The sequence below is a fragment of the Haladaptatus sp. T7 genome, assembly GCF_026008575.1.
In the GTDB taxonomy this organism is placed as follows: domain Archaea; phylum Halobacteriota; class Halobacteria; order Halobacteriales; family Haladaptataceae; genus Haladaptatus; species Haladaptatus paucihalophilus.
The window spans coordinates 712,741-729,039 of sequence record NZ_BROP01000001.1 but is presented as its reverse complement, the minus strand read 5'-3'; the positions used below and the strand labels follow the sequence as shown (position 1 = coordinate 729,039).

Sequence of the window (16,299 nt, the reverse complement as noted above, 5' to 3'; positions counted from 1 at the left end):
AATCGGTCGCTGTTTTCTCTTCGAGCCCATCCGAGTTTCTGAGCGGTACCTTCGGTCGAATCGAGCGCCACGTCGGTGAGCGGTTGATACGACTCTCTATATCTTCTAGAAATATACTAAAATAAAACTATCTAGACTATGAATTTATATCGGTGCAGTATCCATCTGGAGTTGCGATGCAACGAGATTCCGACGACGATATCAGACGAAGCGATGTGCTCCGAGACGTTCACGAATCGGCGCGCGAGACGGAGACGAAGCGACGGGGATTCCTCCGTTCATCGGGGGGCCTCGCCGCGTCGCTCGCTGCCCTGCCGCTGATTTCGAACATCACGTCGGCGGAGCCCGACCTGACGCCGACCAAGGAGCGGCTCAATTCGATCGCAAAGGAACACGAATCACCGGCGGTCGCCCGCAAGGCGGTTCGAGCGACCGGTGGGGAGCTGTTGCGTGCGCTTTCGGACCGCGGACTGCTGGAGGATGCGAGCGTGGACTCGCTCGGCATCGACGAAGTACTTCCCCATCAAGACAGCAGCAGGGTCGACAACGGCGTCATCGTCCTCTCCTACGACCACAAGGGGACGGCGACGGCGCAGGTCCAGATTATCAAGCGCCTCTCGGACCGCAGACTGCGCATCATGGTCGAACCCCACGTCGACCGCAGCTTCGCGCTGGTCGAACCCGACGCCGACGACGAGCCGACGAAGGTCATCACGACGAACGACGATGGCGTGACCGTCCAGCGAAACTGCGATACGAGCTGGTACGGCGACTGTAACCACAATCCATCGGACGACTGCGGTTGTACGGAGAACAGTGTCTGCGGCTGTTACCAGACCGAAGTCCAGTGTTGTCAACTCCTCGACTGCTCTATCACCGGCTACAAGGCCGGAAACTGCGTCACGACGACGAGCGGGTGCTGTATCCACGAAGGCTGTGACTCCTTCTGCTGACGAACTCGGTCGTCAGCGGCGGTCTTTTTTGTGCGAGTTATCGTCGCGTTAGTCGTAATCGCGTCCTGTTCCCGTTGTAGGTGCTGTCTACTCCCGAAACGATGGTTCAATTATAACAGCAAGAGCGTCGAACCGGGGACGATGTTAGAACACCTCCAGCACGGCAAACGACGGCTCGCCGTGGAGATGGAGCGGCTACGGTTACGGCCGGACGCACAACCCAGGGACACGGCCGACACTGTGCGAACACTTCCACCCGAACCCGCGGTCCTCTTCCTCTGTCTCGGAAACATCTGCCGAAGCCCGATGGCCGAGCGCTATCTCCGGGACCGCCTGCAGGAAGCGGAGTACGACTGTTCCGCGGTTCGCTCCGCCGGGTTCATCGAAAAGGAAGGGCGGTCGAGTCCCGACGCCGCCGTGACCGTCGCGTCCGAGTTCGGCGTGGATTTGACCGACCATCGCTCGCAGTGCGTGGACGAGGACCTCCTCCGGGAGAGCGACCTCGTGTTGCTGATGGACGCGTGGAACTACTGGTACCTGAAGCGAAACCACCCCGATTCGCTCGGGAAGGCGTGTTTCGTCAGGTCGTTCGACGCGTCCCCGGAGTACGAAATCGAGGACCCGTACGACGCCGACGAGGACACCTTCCGCCGCGTGTACGGCGAAGTCACGGACGCGGTGGACGCGTTCCTGTCCGCGGTGGAGGACGAATGAGCGTCGTCGTCCCGGCCATCGCGGCGGGCAGCAGCCTCGCGTGCATCCGGTCGCTCGGCCGCAAGCGGATTCCGGTCATCGGGGCGGGCGAATCCCCCGACTCCCCCGCGTTCGCGTCGAAATACGTCACCGAGCGCGCCTCCCTCCCCGCGCCGAACGAAGACCTCGACGGCTACCGGGACGGCCTGCTCTCGCTCGCCGAGCGCCCGGACGTGGAGACCATCGTCCCGCTCCGGGAACCCGAGAGTTACGTCCTCTCCGAGAACCGGGCGGCGTTCGCCGAACACGTCGCAACGCCGTGGCCCGACGCCGAGACGATGGCGTCCGCCCGCGACCGAAGTCGGCTGTTCCGACGGGCGGAGGAAGTCGGCGTTCCCACCCCGAAAACGGCCCTGCTCACGGAGTGGGACGACTGGGACGACGAAACGGTCGTCAAATCCCGCTACACGGTGTGCGTGGAGGACGGCAAAACCGCGTACCCCGGCGTGCGCTTCCTCTCCGAGGAACCCGACGCGGACCGCATCGCCGACGAGATGGGACACGTCCCCATCGCACAGGAGTGCATCCCGGACGGGACCGAGTACGGCTTTTTCGCCCTGTTCGACCACGGCGAACCGGTCGTCACGTTCCAGCACCGGCGGATTCGAAGCTACACCTACTCCGGCGGGGCGAGCGTCTTCCGCGAATCCGTGTCGAAGCAGAAGCTCCGCGAGCACGGCGTCCGGCTCCTGTCGGCGCTCGACTGGCACGGCCCGGCCATGGTCGAGTTCCGGCGCGACCCGCGCGACCAGCGGTTCAAACTGCTCGAAGTGAATCCGCGCTTCTGGGGGTCGCTCCAACTCGCGGTGCACGCGGGCGTGGACTTCCCGTACCGCTACTACCAACTGGCGAACGGCGTTCGAAACCCCGACTACGGCTACACGGTCGGCACGGGCAGTCACATCCTCCGGGGGGAACTCGTCTACCTCGTCAGCCTCCTCCGCGACGACTACGAACACGTCGAGCGCCCGTCGGTCCCGCTGGAAGTCGCTCGCGTCCTCCGTTCGCTGCTCACCGACCCCAACTTCGACTACCTCTCGACGGACGACCCGGACCCGTTCCGGCGCGACGTCTCGAATCTCGTCTCGGAGTTCGCGCCGTCGGGGGCGAAGCCGGTTCGACGGGCGGTGTCGGCGGCCCTCGGAAAATAGCTCAGAACTGGTCGAGTCCCGCCTGCTCGCGGGCGGCCAGCGCGTCCTTGCTGGTCTGCCACGACGCCCGGGCACACTCCGGGAGTTCGCCGTGCGCTTCGACGTACTCGCGGAGGAACTCGCGGGTGTTTGGGTCGCTCGGATAGCCGCTGCCGACCCCGCCGTGTTGTTCGGCGAGTCGGGCGACGTGGGCGTCGCGCTCGACCTTGGCGACGATGCTCGCCGCGCCGACGATGGCGTGGGTTTCGTCCGCCCCGTGCTCCGCCTCGACCGTTATCTCGGGACCGACTGCCGCCGCGACACGCCGGGCGAACCGCGATTCGCTGGTGTCACAGGCGTCCACGATGCCCCGCTCGCCGCCGGAGACGATTCGGGAGATGGCCTTCCCGTGGGCCGCGACGGTCAGCGTGTTCATGTCCGTCTCCGGGTCGTCGATTCGCGTCGTCGTGATTTCCGCGACGCCGACCGCGACGGCCTCGTCCGCCCGGAGCGCCGCGGCCAATTCTTCCCGGCGCTCCGGCGAGAGGTTCTTCGAGTCGTCGATGCCGTCCGGCAGGTCGTCGGGGTCGTCGATGGCCACCGCCGCGGCGAACATCGACCCCAACACCGGCCCGCGTCCCGCTTCGTCTACCCCGAACACGCTCGGATGCTCGTCGTCGGGTCACATGGTCGTTACTACTCGGGGTCGGAACGTCGTGAAACGGCCGGACGATGGCGCGGAACGAGCGACAAAAACGCGGTTCGGCTCCCGTTCAGGGCCGATGCGGTCCCGACTGTCGCGGAACGAACGGCTTTCGCGGCTCGACGGAGATGCTGCTGACGGGCAAGCCCTGCTCGTCGAGGACGGCGTGAATCGAGCCGAGAAGCTCCTTGTCAACGTCGTCGGCGTCGATACCGCGGAACCGGAGGCCGACCTGTTTGATGGCGATACGCTTTTCCGAAGAAGGTTCGTTGTCGGACATGCTTCGTAGCTGACGAAGCAAACGGGGTCAGTGCCCTAACACTGGCCTTTCGGCCGATACCCCGATTTGCTTCATCCGACATATCAAACGGTAGGGAGTTAATTCTATTGGTTTGGTGGGTTGCGGATGAAAAGTTCGGTCGCCGGAATCGCAGACGTACGGCGTTACTCCAGCAAGAAATCGTCGTGGTCGAAGGGTTCGTCCTCGCCTTCCACCGCAACGACGTCCAGCGCGGTCACTTCCGCGCCGACGCCGAGCAGACCGGCCAAACTCGGTTCGGTTCGTCCCTCGTCGCCGCTGACGAGTTCCTTGATGTACAGGCCGCCCTGTCCGTGAATCTCGACTTCGCCGTGGCGCTCGTCGTCGAGGTGGCCGTCGATGTCGTACACCTCGCGGACGCGGGTGAGGCTGGCGCGGCGGTGGTCCACCCGGTTCGGGGTGAACTGTTCGACGGTCGCGCCGTCGAGTTCCGCCATCGCCTCCGCGAGGGCCGACTCCGTAACGGGGTCGTCGAACTCGACCTGCGCGCGGTAGGTCTTGCTGGCGTCGAGTTCCTTCACGCGCTCCACCATGTCGTGCGTGGCGAGGCGAAGCCCCTCGACTTCGGCTTTTCCGTCCGCGAACTCGTTGATTTCGCGTTCGAGTTCGTCCGTGTCCGGGTTCCGTCGCCGTGGCTTTTTCACCTCGATGGCGAACGGGCGACCCGTCCCGAGCATCAGCGCGTCCACGTCCTCCCGGCCAGCGCCGTGGAAGATGGCCTCCTTTCCCTCCATCGCGTCGAGGACCGGCGGGGTGGTGAGCTGTTCGACGCTCTCGTCGTAGAGGAAGCCGCTGCCGCCGCAGTAGTCACACGGCTCCTCGCCGCCGCCCTCGGCGAGTTGCTTGCCCGACCCGCCGCACTCCCGGCAGGGCCACTTCGTCTGGGGGATGTCCCGCTCCAGTTTGCGGTAGCGCCCGAAGACGAACGCCGGGTTCACCTGCACGTCCACGTCGCCGCGTTCGAGGTTGAGCAGCGCGAGCACGTCCGGGCGCTCGAAATCGACTTCCGTGTCCGTGAGCCGTCCGACGCGTTTGCCGACCTCGCGGTTGAACTCCGACTTGAACAGTTCGCCCGTGTCCTCGGGAAGGTCGGCCAACTCGCGGAGCAGGCGCTCGTTCTCCTCGACAAGCGGCGGTGCCCGCGTGCCGACTTGGTACGTCTCGAATCCGACGTCTGCAAGCGCCTCGGCGACCTGTTCCGCGTAGTCGTCGTACTCGTCGGTGAGGCCCTCACAGACCCAACACTCCTCGTCGGGGTCCTCGAAATCCTCGTCGTCTTCCAAGGCGACCGCGACCCGGAGGGAGCGCCCCCGTTCGTCGTTCGTCAACCCGAAACTCCGGTCCGCGAACTGCCGACCCAGACAGGCGTCGCACACCGGGTCCTCCGCGATGACCCGCCGCGCCGCCGAAAGTACGTCCATGTCTCACCCGTGGGAGTCACGCGGTAAACCGGTTTCCGATTCGAGCGGGCGGATACCGGACGTCTCGAACCCGACCCGTCGTCGTGTCACATCCCGCCAATACTTCTAGACTGATATAAATCCATCACGATGAACGTTCTCTCAAGGGCAAGAGTGTTGCAAACACATTTGTCAAGGCGTGTACGTTCGGTGTACGAGGAATCGAAGGGGCTATATGCGTGGTGACGCAGTGTGACGATATGCCTTTCGAGCCGCCGTCTGTCTCCGTTATCATTCCTGTCTACAACGACCCACGGGGCATTCGGATGACTCTCGACTCCGTTCTCGACCAGACGTATCCGGAGACGGACTACGAAGTGTTGGCCGTGGACAACGGCTCGACCGACGAGACGCGGGACGTCATCGGGACCTACTGCGAGGAGTATCCCGACCGCGTTCGGCTGTTGGTCGAGGACGAGATACAGGGTCCCGCCGCCGCCCGGAACAAGGGGGTCGCCGAGGCGAACGGCACGATTCTGGGGTTCATCGACGCCGACATGACCGTCGAGGAGACGTGGCTCGAACACGCGGTTCAGTCGATGGAATCCAACGACTGGAGCTACATGGGGTGTAACGTCGAGATATACGTCGAAGAGGACAAGGACACCCTCACCGCGACGTACAACCAGATATTCGGCTTTCCCATCCAGAAGTACATCGAGGAACAGCACTTCTCGGGAACCGGCTGTCTTTTCGTCCGTAGCGAGGTGTTCGACGAGGTGGGGAATTTCGACGACCGACTGTTCTCCGGCGAGGACCAGGAGTTCGGCAACCGGGTGTACGACGCCGGGTTCGACCAGCACTACCAGCCCGCGATAACGATGTATCACCCCGCCCGTTCGTCGCTCCCCGCGCTCCTGAAAAAGCACTTCCGTCACGGCCGCGGCCGAGCGCAGATGCAGCGCTATCACCCCAGTCGGGTACAGAAGCCGAGCGTTCTCAACCCGCGAAACTACCTTCCGCCCCATCCGATTCGATTCTACAAGAACGTCACCGACGTCGCGTCGCTCTCGTGGAGCGACATCATCCTCCTCTTTTTCATCGCGTACATGAAACGCCTCAGCGCCACGGCGGGCTGGGCCTACGAGCACTTCGGCGAAGGCGAATAGAGGTAAGCGGTGTCTCTCACCGAACCCCGGTTTCCCGTCGCTGTCACTACGGATATCCGCGGACCCTACGATTCATCGGACCCGTTCGACCCGCCCGAGCCGTCGCTCTCGTCGTCAGACTCGGTGACCGTCGGTCCGACCGGCTGGCCGTTTGCGGCGTACGTCGGGACCGACTGCGCTTCGAGTCCGACGTATCCGTCCGGACAGAGGTCCATGTCGTTGATGATGAAGGGCTGTCCGATCTCTATCTCCCCCTTCGACCCGTCCATGTAGAGGTCCGTCCGAACCGACTGCTGTGACGTGCTCTCCTTACCGATGTTGTCGACGAAGACGCCGTTGTACACCCAGGTTTCGTTCGCGCTCCAGTTCGGGAACTCGCAGGTCGTGACCGCATTCGGACTCGCCCGCTTCGTTTTCACGTCCGCGACGATGACGAACTGTCCGACGTAGTTGTTCTCGAATAACTTCGATTCGCGCGCGACCATCTGTCGCGTCGTCCTGTTCTGTGCCGTGTCACTGGTCGTTCGTGCCGATACTCCCGTCGATGCGAGGCCCGAACCGACGACCCCGCACGCGGCCGCGAGGTAGCCCCGTCTCGTGTATCGTGATTCCTCTGTCATGGTTTCCTCGAAAACGGCGGCGTAGATACCAAGGGAATCTAACAGGTAAACGCTGGGGCCGACGTGGACCACCCCGACGGTGCGAGCGGGCTGGCATCGGTGCGATTTCCGCCGCCGACGTTCAGAAGCGACTTACGCGCCCCGAAACGAGTGGGAGTATGCGACAGTTCATCGTTCTCGGTCACGACGCCCCGACGACGCCCGACTTCTCGCTGGACGACTTGGCGGGCGCGGCGGGGCGACTCGACGCCCTCTGTCGGTGCGTCAACAGCGCCTTCTTCCTCTCGCACGATTTCCGAAGCGACGTGCGCCTCTTTCTGGTCATGCAGGACGAACTGACGATTCGGTTCGAGGGGAGCGAACTCCGCCGTCTCAACCCGGACGAGCGAAGCACCGCGGCGCTCATCCGCAAAGCGCTGGAGGCGAAATCCGAAGCCATCGGCCACATGGAGGCCGAAAGCACGCCCGGCGTCTTCGTCTCGAAGCGCGACTTCGAGACTATCCTCGACGAGGCGAGTCGGCGGGCGACCGTGGTCGAACTCCACGAGGATGGAACCCCCGTGGTGGACCTCGAACCGCCGGAAGACCCGCTGTTCGTCCTCTCCGACCACGGCGACTTCACCGACGAGGAGGCCGACCTGCTGGCCGAGGCGTCCGACGAGCGGGTTCGACTCGGCCCGGCGCTCCTCCACGGCAATCACGCGATGACGGTTGCTCACAACTACCTCGATACGGACGGCTACACCGAGTATTGACGCCCCCGTTTCGCAACCGTTAAAGGGAGGTGTCTCCATCTTTCAATCGCGGGCCGGTGGGGTAGCCTGGTATCCTTCGGCCTTCGGGTGGCCGTAACCGCGATTCGAATTCGCGCCGGCCCATTCTTATCCCCACACTCAACCCCGACGAGCGGAGCGTTTTGCATGCGCTTACACACGAATTCGCGCTAAACCGTGTTCTACCGTTTCGATGCTCGAATACACACAAATGTCGGTCGCTTCAGCCGCTTGTCGTATGATCCCGGCTTTTTCTCCTCGAACGTCGCCGTCGGTGTGGGTTCGACCAGTTCATCCAGTTGAAAACCGGTTTCGACGAGCGGGTTGATGACCTCCGAGAACGGTCGGTGGTAGAACGGGACGTCGATGACCGTACCGGAGGCTGTCCACGTCATTCGCTCTCGTTCGGTTTCGAAGTAGTTCACGTCGTACGCGAGGTAGTCGTCGAGTGGATGATGGGCCGAAAACGCGAGGAACCCTCCCGGTCGGAGGAGACGGGAAAACTCCGTGAACGGTTGCCGCCAGTCCTCCACGTAATGGAGAGAAAGACCACTGACGATACCGTCGAACGTACCGTCGTCCGCGATGTCGAGAGGCCTCTCCAAATCGGCTTGGTGGACGGTCGCTCGGTCGCCGACTCGTTCTCTCGTTTGTTCGACCATGTTTTCGCTCGTATCGACGGCAACGACGTCCGCTCCGTTGTCGAGCAACCACTCCGTGTATCGACCGCAGCCACATCCCGCATCGAGGATTCGTTTTCCGTTCACCTCCGGAACGAGGTTTACCATCGCGGGGAATTCCAAATCCGTGCAGTATGGGTCGTCTTCGTGTTCCAGATACGCCTCCGCCAGTTCGTCGTATGCGTCCTCCGCGATGGGTTTCTCGTCGGATGGCATGGACACGATCGTTCGTTGTTTCTCACAGTAACTGTTCTGATTTATATTCGTTCGTGTTCACAGGTCGTCGAACGATACCGACGAGCGGGGCGGTTCGAACCACCGAGTCACCACGGTTAACCCTGCTCCATTCCTAACCCTACCAACATGACCGAGGGAATCGACTTCGAGGTCGCCGAAACCGAGGACATCGCCGGACAGCGGGACGAAGTTGTCGCGGCGGTCACGGACCACGCGGGGACCATCGCGCGCGAACTCGCGCTGTTACAGGGCGGTGATTACGGACAGGAGACGTTCAACACGAACGCCGGGGAGTGGACGCTCAAGTACGAGGCCGGGAACATCCAGTACCTTCGCTTCGAGGGGAAGGCGGGCGGCGAGACGTACGTCGTCTCCGCCAAGCAACCGCCGGACCCGGACGACCTCGCGGCGGCGATGCGGGATTACGACGCGTTCGTCGCGGCGTACAACGCACACGTCGAATCGAAGGAGGGCGTTCTGGACGACGTATCGACGGACTTCCCGGCGGTCGAATCGACCGATACCGTCGTCTCCGAGCGAAACCGCGTCGTCGGCCGGATTCGGGAGGTGTCGGACGTGATGGCGGGCGAACTGCACCGCTACGATGGGGTCGATTACGGCACGTTCACGGCCAGGGTCAACGGCAAGCGCTGGGAGCTGAAACGCGAGGAGAGCAGGGCGTCCTACCTCCGCGTCGGCGGACAGGGCGGCACGTACCTCGTCTCGCAGTACGAACCGCCGTCAGCGCCCGACGTGCGCGAACTCGCCGACGACTTCCGCGGGTTCGTCGAGGCGTTCAACGACTACGTGGACGAACTGGAAGCCGACCTCTCGAACGTCTCCCTCTAACGGTTCTCGCAACGCTTCTTTTTAATCCGCTTCCCCAACGCACAAATCCGTCGCCGGTGAGTATCGACTATGACCTCCGAAAAAGTGGCAATCGTGACCGCCGCCGGGCGCGGCATCGGCGAAGCGTGCGCACGACGACTCGCCGACGACGGGTACACGCCTGTCCTGCTCTCGAAATCGGGTGCCGCGGTCGACGTCGCCGAGGACCTCGGCGGCGTCGGGTTCGAAGGCTCCGTGACGGACACCGACGACCTCGCCGCGCTGGTCGAGGCGGCGACGGAGCGATACGGACGCATCGACGCGCTCGTGAACAACACCGGCCACCCCGCGACGGGCGACCTGCTCGACATCTCCGACGAGGAGTGGCACGCCGGACTCGACCTCGTGCTCCTGAACGCGGTTCGAACCGCGAGGCTCGTCACGCCGGTCATGCAGGAGCGAGGGCAGGGTTCCATCGTCAACATCTCCACCTTCTCGGCGTTCGAACCGAGCCACGAGTTCCCGGTCTCTTCCGTCCTCCGCGCCGGACTCGGCAGTTTCACGAAACTGTACGCCGACCGCTACGCCGCGGACGGTATCCGCATGAACGCGGTGCTCCCCGGCTTCGTGGACAGCTACGAAGTGGACGACGAGACGCGGGCGGAGATTCCGATGGACCGCCCCGCGGCCACGTCGGAAATCGCGGATACCGTCGCCTATCTCGTCTCGCCGTCGGCGAGCTACGTCACCGGGCAGAACATCCGCGTCGATGGCGGGTTGACGGATTCGGTCTGAGTTCGATTCGTTTCTGCTTCCGACAGCGACCCGTTTTACTCGCTTTCGTTGCCGCTCTCTCCGCTGCTCGTTCCGCTCGCTTCGCTCTCTCCCGTTCCTGCACCGCTCGTTCTACTTCCACTCCCGCTCGTCCCTCCTCCGCTCTCGCTCGACGTTCCACTCCCAGTGTCCGTCGCTTCGGCTGGGGTGTCGTTCGCCGTGCTCTCCTCCGGCGTGCTCGGTTCTCGTGACGTACGGGGTGCACCGTCGGTCGTCTCTCCCCGGTGCGCTGTCGTCGGTTCGGACGTCTGCCCGCTGGTCTCCGGTTCCCGCGTCGTTCTCCCCTGTGTTTCGGTCTCGGTCGTCTGACTCGTCGTTTCCGTCGTCTCGGTCGTTTCCGTCGTCGGACGAATCTTCCGGTTGCACGCTTCCGTGTTCGGGTTGCGCTTCGATATCGTCGGCTCGGCGCTCCCCGACTCGTAGGCGGCGATGGTGACGATGACGAACCCGGATTCCCCGATGTCGCCGACGTTCGACCTGTCGATTTGCGTCCGGCCGCTCACCGGACCGATTTCGTTGTACGAGGTGGCGAACCCGCCCGGCCCGTACCACGACGTATCGATAGTCACCCGTTCGAAGTCGCCCGTCACTACCGCCCGTTCGCAACCGAGGAATTCGATGCGCTTCGACGATTTTCCGTTCTTGTCGTCCATTTCGTTACCTCCCGTCTCGTCGCCGGTCCCGTTGTTTTCTCCACCGAGTTCGTCCGGGTTCACTCGCCGCCCGTTGAGGTAGACGGTCGCGTCGCCGTCGATTTCGAACGCGGTGATGTCGCCGGAGAATCGATAGGCGTCGCCACCCCCCGCGACCGCTCCACGGGCGCGGTTCCCGGACAGTTCGTCCTCCGCATCGACGGTGACGTAGCGGTCGGCGATGGGCGCGCCGTCGCTCCGCCCGCTCTTCCGTAGCCGACCGCTCACGGAGAACTGGTAGCGAACGGCGTTGCCCGGAGCCCCGCCGAAGATGACGAGGTGATTCGGCAGTTTCCCGTTCGGTGCTCCCGTCTCCCGACACCACGGTCCCGCGTACGGATTGTCCGCGGTGAACGTCGCCGGTTGCCCCGGCGTCTCCAGTTTCCGGGTGTCGAGGCTCACCGAGTCGATGGCGAACGGATAGGAGTCGTGTGCCGCCGCCGGATGCAGGACGGTGGTTCCGCTGATTGGACCCGGGAACAACCAGTTCGTGCCGAGTCCCGCCTCGTCCCAGAAGCTGGTGTGCATCCGAACCCCCCGGAACGTCCCGGTCACCCGCGCGGTGTTGCAGTCCAAAAACTCGACGGGCGTCTTGGCGGCGGGCGCATCGCCGAGTTCGTCCGGCCGAACCCGCCGACCGTCGAGATAAACCGAGACATCGTTCCGCCGGGCGGCCGAGAGGGAGACTCGAAATCGGGTGATGCGCCCGGTGAAGCGATACGCGTCGCCGCCGCCCGCGACGGCACCGCTGGCGTGCTGTCCCCGATTCGAGATGTCGTCCTCCCGGTCGACGGTGACGTACCGGTCGGCGATGGGTGCACCGCCGCTCCGCCCGCTCTTTTGTAGCCGACCGCTCACCGTGAGTCCGTATTCGATGACGTCGTTCGGACTCCCCCCGAAAATGACGATGTGGCTGATAGTTCCGTTTTGGTTCCCGTCCATTCCCGCCGCTTCGGCCGAGGATGTCGTCCGAACCGTTCCCGCCGTCCCGACCACTCCGGCCGTCGCCGCGAGTACCCCACGTCTGCTGACCCGCTCGAAATTCATGAATCCCCGAAAGAATTCGACGCCGAATCGAATAAAACACGACAACCGTTCTCTTCGGGATACGACGGCAACGACGGCTTAACGAGCGACCATCATGAAACCACAGTGAACTTTACAATATGTTGACGTTCGAAAACCGAAGTGCCTTTGCCGTCGCTCGAAACAACTCCGGTATGGCTCCCCAGAACGACTCCCTCGCGTGGGAGACGCTCGAATCAGGCGTCGCTTACTCGTGTCCGGGATTCGATGTCCGTAACGAAGACGTTCGACTGCCGGACGGCACCGAAACCGACTTCGACTACATCACGGAACCGGAGAGCGTGGTCGTCCTCCCCTTCACCGAAGACGGCGATGTCGTCATCATCGAGGAGTGGCGACAGGCGGTGTCGCGGGTTTCGCGGGGACTGCCGGTCGGCGGCGTCGAACCGGCCGACGACGATCTCGCGGCCGCGGCCCGGCGCGAACTCGTCGAGGAGACTGGCTACGAGGCGGCGCGGGTCAGCCACCTCACGACGGTCGAACCGGCGAACGGGTTCGCGGACAGCGTGCATCACTACTTCGTCGCGTACGACTGCGTGCCGACGGGCGAGCAGGAGTTGGACCACAACGAGACCATCCGACCAACGACGACGACCTTCGACGGCCTCCGCGAGGAAATCGCCGACGACGGCGTGTACGACGGTCGGACCGTGCTCGGCGTGCTCTACTACGAACTGCTCGGCGAATAGGGGCGCTGACACGAGCGGAGGGTTGAACAGGGAGGGCGCGGAACGAAACGGTATGTACAGCGTCGTGGGGTGTAACGGCTGTAGCAACCTGTGGATCGTCGACGGACGGCCCGAAACGACGCAGTGTCCGCGCTGTGGGAAACGCCGAACGTTCAAGAAGCTGAAGAAATTCGTCGAGACGGACGACGAGGATCACGCCCGCGAGATGCGCGCGTCCATGCTCGCCAACCGACAGGGCCACGGCGAGGCGTTCGCCGAACTCGACTCGTTCGCGGAGATGGATTCGCAAGCCGATTCGGCCGGAATGGACGACGAGGAGTTCCTCGACCGCTCCGGGGTCGATACCGAGGCGGTCAGCGCGGCCGCGAACCGCGATTCGAGCCAGAGCGCCAGCAAAAGCAAAAAACAGGTGGTTCTGGACGCGCTCGCAACCCTCGACAGGCCGACCGAAGCGGAAGTGGTCGGATACGCGGACGAGCGCGGGGTTTCGAGCGACTACGTGGAACGGGCACTCGACAAACTCGCTCGGCGCGGCGAGGTCAGCGAGAGTCGAGGACGCTACCGTCGCGTTTGAACCCACGGCCGATTTCGGGTCCGAAAGTCGGGGGGACGGTCCCGACTCAGGGGAGCGCACCGTTCAGCGCCTTCCAGACGGCGACGAGCAACGTGACGACGGTGAGCAACAGCTTCAGAAACTGGAGGACGTAATACGCTTGGGATTCCGTTATCGGTGCGTCCCCGTCGGAGGGTGATGTTGCCATCGGGAGTCACCATTGGGTGGCACGCCGCGGGGGGCGTCCCCGCGAGTGCCAACAAATAGTCGTCGTCCAGCATAATAAGTTTCCTACAAAAACAGTTTGGTCTTATGGACGAAATCGACACACCGATTTACAGCCGAGGACGGTTTACCGCCCCAGTTCCTCGTGCGCGCTGGAGAGGTGCCGGGACGCGAGGGCGGCGAGGAGGGAGAGTTCGCCCGCCAGCGCGCCGACCGTGATTATCTCCGCGAGCGCGTCGGCGTTGCTCCCGGCGGGGTCGCCGCCGCCGCGGAGTCCCAGCACGTCGAGCGCTTCCGCTTGCGTGGGCAGCTTCGTGCCGCCGCCGACGGTGCCGACTTCGAGGCTGGCGATGCTGACGCTGGCGTACAGTTCGTCTTCGCGGGCTTCGACGGTCGTGATGGCGTTGCTCCCCTCGACCACTTGCGCGGCGTCCTGGCCGGTCGCGAGGAAGGCGGCGGCGACGACGTTCGCCGCGTGGGCGTTGAACCCGAGTGCCCCGGCCTTCGCGCTGCCGACGAGGTTCTTTCGCGTGTTCGCCTCCTCGATGGCTTCCGGCGTCGTGTGGAGACGTTCCTCGACGACCTCGCGCGGAATCTTCACGTCGGCTGTGACGCTCCGGCCGCGGCCCTCGACCGCGTTGATGGCGGCCGGTTTCTTGTCGGAACAGAGGTTCCCCGACAGCGCGACGAGACTCGCGGGCGTCTCTTCCTCCACGAGCGAGGCCGCTTCGCGGGTGGCGATGGTCGCCATGTTCATCCCCATCGCGTCCTTGGTGTCGTAGACGAACCGCAGGAACACGGAGTCGCCGACGACGTAGGTCGTCACGTCCAGCAGTTCCCCGTGGTTGGTCGTGGATTCGGCGGTCTCGGCGAGCGCGTCACGGTTGTCTCGAACCCAGTTCACGACCTCCTCGGCCTCCGTGATTCCCTGCACGCGGAAGACGGGTGCGCGGGTCATCCCCTGTTTCGTCACCCGTACGTCCGCCCCACCCGCGGAATCGATGACGGAACAGCCACGGTTGACGCTGGCGAGGAGCGCCCCCTCCGTCGTGGCGAGCGGGAGGTAGTACTCGCCGTCGGCCGACCCGCCGCTGACGGCGACCGGCCCGGCCACGCCGAGCGGAACCTGAATGGTCCCGACCATGTTCTCGATGGCAGTCTCGGCGTCCTCGGCCGGGAAGGCGTACTGCCCGACGGTATCGAGCGTCGCATCCGTTTCCGATTCGAGGAGTTTCCGGCGCGCCGCCGCCGCCGTATCGTGGTCCGCGTGGTCTTCGAGTTCGTATAGGCGCAGGTCGCCCGCCAGTACCTGCTCTGCGAGGTCGTCTGCATCGGTCATGATTCGCCGGTTGTCGTCCCAACCCCTAACAGTTGCCCATTCGGTCGGGGCGGCCGCCGCCAGTCACCTGGCTCCCGAGCGTCCCCGAAAACTGGCCAGCAACCATTTTATTCGTCGTGGATGTTCTGTCCATATGGAAATCAGACCGGCGACGGTAGACGACGTGGACGACATCCGTCGTATCGTTCGTTCGGCGTGGGACCACACCTACGGCTTCCTCTCCGAACGGGAACAGGAGGTCGCGTTCGAAGAGTGGTACGGTTCCGACAGACTCGAAACGCAACTCAACGACGACGATGCGATATTCCTCGTTTCCGCCGCGGATAGTGAACCGGTCGGGTTCGCGTACGCCACCACCGACATCGACCCCGAACGCGTCGGAGAGAGTGAGATACGGAGCATCTACGTTGACCCCGACGAGTGGCGGACGGGCGTGGGAAGCGACCTCCTCACCGCGATAGAGGACGGCGTGAGCGACCGCGGGTTCACGCAGTTGTCGGCCCCCATCTTCACCGAGAACGAACGCGGACGCGCGTTCTTCGAGGCCAACGGGTTCGAACGAATCGAGGAGCGCGTCGTCGACCTGTTCACCGGCGGCACGTACGATGCAATCGTCTACTACCACCAGTTCTCGAAGTGACGAAAGCGAGTCGCTTCGGGTTCCCCCGGCGAACTCGTAGCGGCGAGAGGCTTAACACCCATCCACCCGTAGCGAAACCGTGCACAGGTCGCGTCTCTTGCTCGGCATTGCCGCCATCTTCGCCGGGATTACCGTTTCGATGGTTTCGTTGGGATTCGCGTACAACCTGGTTCTCGTCATCTTCGCCGTCCCGTTCGCCATCACGACCGGCATCCTCTGGTATCACGCTACGGGGCGACTCGCCAAGAAGGTCGAGCGGGAGGCGTACCGAGAATCGAGCCGCGGCTTCGGACCGTCTCCGGGTGCGGCACGCGAGCAGGCGCGACGGCAAGCGAGCGAGCGAGGGCGCTGGCAAGCCGCGGGACGACAGGAAGCGACCGGACAGGGCCGCGGACGAACCGGCGGTCGAGCGGCAGGCGGGCGCACTACCGTCAATGGGTCGTCCGGTCCGAGTCCGACGGAAGCCTACCGAATCCTCGGCGTCGATGCGGACGCCGACGAGGATGCGGTCCGGCAGGCGTACCGCGAGAAGGTAAAGCGCGTCCATCCCGACCGGGCGGACGGGAACGAGGAGGCGTTCAAGCGTGTCAACCGGGCGTACGAACGGGTTCGGAACGACCGCTGATTATCAGCCGCGGTACTGACGGACGAATTTATTACGGATGGTTCATAACAC

The 16,299-nt window shown here is 64.0% G+C and carries 19 protein-coding genes and 1 tRNA gene; 12 read left to right on the top strand and 8 right to left on the bottom strand.

What is annotated here, in order from left to right; translation table 11 throughout:
• The first annotated feature begins 176 nt into the window (after positions 1–176).
• The 3 genes from OPC11_RS04045 to OPC11_RS04035 all read left to right on the top strand — a co-directional run bounded on the left by OPC11_RS04045 (position 177) and on the right by OPC11_RS04035 (position 2,857).
• Complete coding sequence (locus OPC11_RS04045) at positions 177–953, top strand: hypothetical protein (RefSeq protein WP_264781080.1); 777 nt, start codon at positions 177–179, stop codon at positions 951–953.
• A gap of 141 nt (positions 954–1,094) precedes the next feature.
• Entirely contained in the window at positions 1,095–1,667 is a 573-nt protein-coding gene (locus OPC11_RS04040; protein WP_264781079.1) for a low molecular weight protein-tyrosine-phosphatase, read from the top strand.
• Positions 1,664–2,857, top strand: coding sequence for an ATP-grasp domain-containing protein (locus OPC11_RS04035; protein ID WP_264781078.1), 1,194 nt, complete (start codon positions 1,664–1,666; stop codon positions 2,855–2,857). The genes OPC11_RS04040 and OPC11_RS04035 overlap by 4 nt, the downstream gene beginning before the upstream one ends.
• A 1-nt stretch (position 2,858) precedes the next feature.
• On the opposite strand, the gene rnhB is transcribed toward OPC11_RS04035, so the two are convergent.
• The 3 genes from rnhB to OPC11_RS04020 form a co-directional block, all read right to left on the bottom strand.
• Positions 2,859–3,497, bottom strand: a complete 639-nt coding sequence (rnhB, locus tag OPC11_RS04030) for a ribonuclease HII (RefSeq protein WP_264781077.1) — start codon at positions 3,495–3,497, stop codon at positions 2,859–2,861.
• A 112-nt stretch (positions 3,498–3,609) separates the two neighbouring features.
• Complete coding sequence (locus OPC11_RS04025; protein ID WP_264781076.1) at positions 3,610–3,819, bottom strand: hypothetical protein; 210 nt, start codon at positions 3,817–3,819, stop codon at positions 3,610–3,612.
• Positions 3,820–3,983: 164 nt separating this feature from the next.
• Positions 3,984–5,279, bottom strand: a complete 1,296-nt coding sequence (locus tag OPC11_RS04020) for a tRNA pseudouridine(54/55) synthase Pus10 (protein WP_264781075.1) — start codon at positions 5,277–5,279, stop codon at positions 3,984–3,986.
• 239 nt (positions 5,280–5,518) lie between these two features.
• Between OPC11_RS04020 and OPC11_RS04015 the strand changes: the two genes are divergently transcribed.
• Positions 5,519–6,427, top strand: coding sequence for a glycosyltransferase (locus tag OPC11_RS04015; protein WP_264781074.1), 909 nt, complete (start codon positions 5,519–5,521; stop codon positions 6,425–6,427).
• A gap of 65 nt (positions 6,428–6,492) precedes the next feature.
• Here the strand turns inward: OPC11_RS04015 and OPC11_RS04010 are convergent, their stop codons facing one another.
• A complete protein-coding gene (locus tag OPC11_RS04010; RefSeq protein ID WP_264781073.1) occupies positions 6,493–7,047 on the bottom strand; it encodes a hypothetical protein in 555 nt (184 codons plus the stop codon).
• Positions 7,048–7,205: 158 nt separating this feature from the next.
• Here OPC11_RS04010 and trmY point away from each other — a divergent pair, with 158 nt between their 5' ends.
• Positions 7,206–7,802 carry a tRNA (pseudouridine(54)-N(1))-methyltransferase TrmY gene (trmY, locus tag OPC11_RS04005; RefSeq protein WP_007983555.1) on the top strand — a complete coding sequence of 199 codons (597 nt, stop codon included), beginning with the start codon at positions 7,206–7,208 and terminating at the stop codon, positions 7,800–7,802.
• Positions 7,803–7,852: 50 nt separating this feature from the next.
• Positions 7,853–7,925: transfer RNA gene (locus OPC11_RS04000), tRNA-Pro, on the top strand.
• 77 nt (positions 7,926–8,002) lie between these two features.
• Here the strand turns inward: OPC11_RS04000 and OPC11_RS03995 are convergent.
• Positions 8,003–8,716, bottom strand: a complete 714-nt coding sequence (locus OPC11_RS03995; protein WP_264781072.1) for a class I SAM-dependent methyltransferase — start codon at positions 8,714–8,716, stop codon at positions 8,003–8,005.
• Between the two features lie 147 nt (positions 8,717–8,863).
• On the opposite strand from OPC11_RS03995, the gene OPC11_RS03990 reads away from it, so the two are divergent.
• Both OPC11_RS03990 and OPC11_RS03985 read left to right on the top strand, forming a co-directional pair.
• Positions 8,864–9,586 carry a hypothetical protein gene (locus OPC11_RS03990; protein WP_264781071.1) on the top strand — a complete coding sequence of 241 codons (723 nt, stop codon included), beginning with the start codon at positions 8,864–8,866 and terminating at the stop codon, positions 9,584–9,586.
• Between the two features lie 69 nt (positions 9,587–9,655).
• Positions 9,656–10,360, top strand: coding sequence for an SDR family oxidoreductase (locus tag OPC11_RS03985; RefSeq protein WP_264781070.1), 705 nt, complete (start codon positions 9,656–9,658; stop codon positions 10,358–10,360).
• A gap of 35 nt (positions 10,361–10,395) precedes the next feature.
• Here OPC11_RS03985 and OPC11_RS03980 read toward each other — a convergent pair whose 3' ends face one another.
• Positions 10,396–12,138 carry a hypothetical protein gene (locus OPC11_RS03980; protein WP_264781069.1) on the bottom strand — a complete coding sequence of 581 codons (1,743 nt, stop codon included), beginning with the start codon at positions 12,136–12,138 and terminating at the stop codon, positions 10,396–10,398.
• 173 nt (positions 12,139–12,311) lie between these two features.
• Here OPC11_RS03980 and OPC11_RS03975 point away from each other — a divergent pair, with 173 nt between their 5' ends.
• Together OPC11_RS03975 and OPC11_RS03970 are read left to right on the top strand one after the other, a co-directional pair.
• Positions 12,312–12,866, top strand: coding sequence for an NUDIX hydrolase (locus tag OPC11_RS03975; protein ID WP_007983546.1), 555 nt, complete (start codon positions 12,312–12,314; stop codon positions 12,864–12,866).
• A gap of 52 nt (positions 12,867–12,918) precedes the next feature.
• Complete coding sequence (locus OPC11_RS03970) at positions 12,919–13,440, top strand: DUF5817 domain-containing protein (protein ID WP_007983544.1); 522 nt, start codon at positions 12,919–12,921, stop codon at positions 13,438–13,440.
• A gap of 46 nt (positions 13,441–13,486) precedes the next feature.
• On the opposite strand, the gene OPC11_RS03965 is transcribed toward OPC11_RS03970, so the two are convergent.
• Both OPC11_RS03965 and hmgA read right to left on the bottom strand, forming a co-directional pair.
• Entirely contained in the window at positions 13,487–13,627 is a 141-nt protein-coding gene (locus OPC11_RS03965; protein ID WP_007983542.1) for a hypothetical protein, read from the bottom strand.
• 144 nt (positions 13,628–13,771) lie between these two features.
• Complete coding sequence (gene hmgA / locus OPC11_RS03960) at positions 13,772–14,983, bottom strand: hydroxymethylglutaryl-CoA reductase (NADPH) (RefSeq protein ID WP_264781068.1); 1,212 nt, start codon at positions 14,981–14,983, stop codon at positions 13,772–13,774.
• Between the two features lie 133 nt (positions 14,984–15,116).
• Here hmgA and OPC11_RS03955 point away from each other — a divergent pair, with 133 nt between their 5' ends.
• Complete coding sequence (locus OPC11_RS03955) at positions 15,117–15,623, top strand: GNAT family N-acetyltransferase (RefSeq protein ID WP_069450838.1); 507 nt, start codon at positions 15,117–15,119, stop codon at positions 15,621–15,623.
• Positions 15,624–15,702: 79 nt separating this feature from the next.
• Positions 15,703–16,248 (top strand): J domain-containing protein, encoded by a 546-nt coding sequence (locus tag OPC11_RS03950; protein WP_232423745.1) that lies wholly within the window; start codon positions 15,703–15,705, stop codon positions 16,246–16,248.
• Positions 16,249–16,299: the final 51 nt, after the last annotated feature.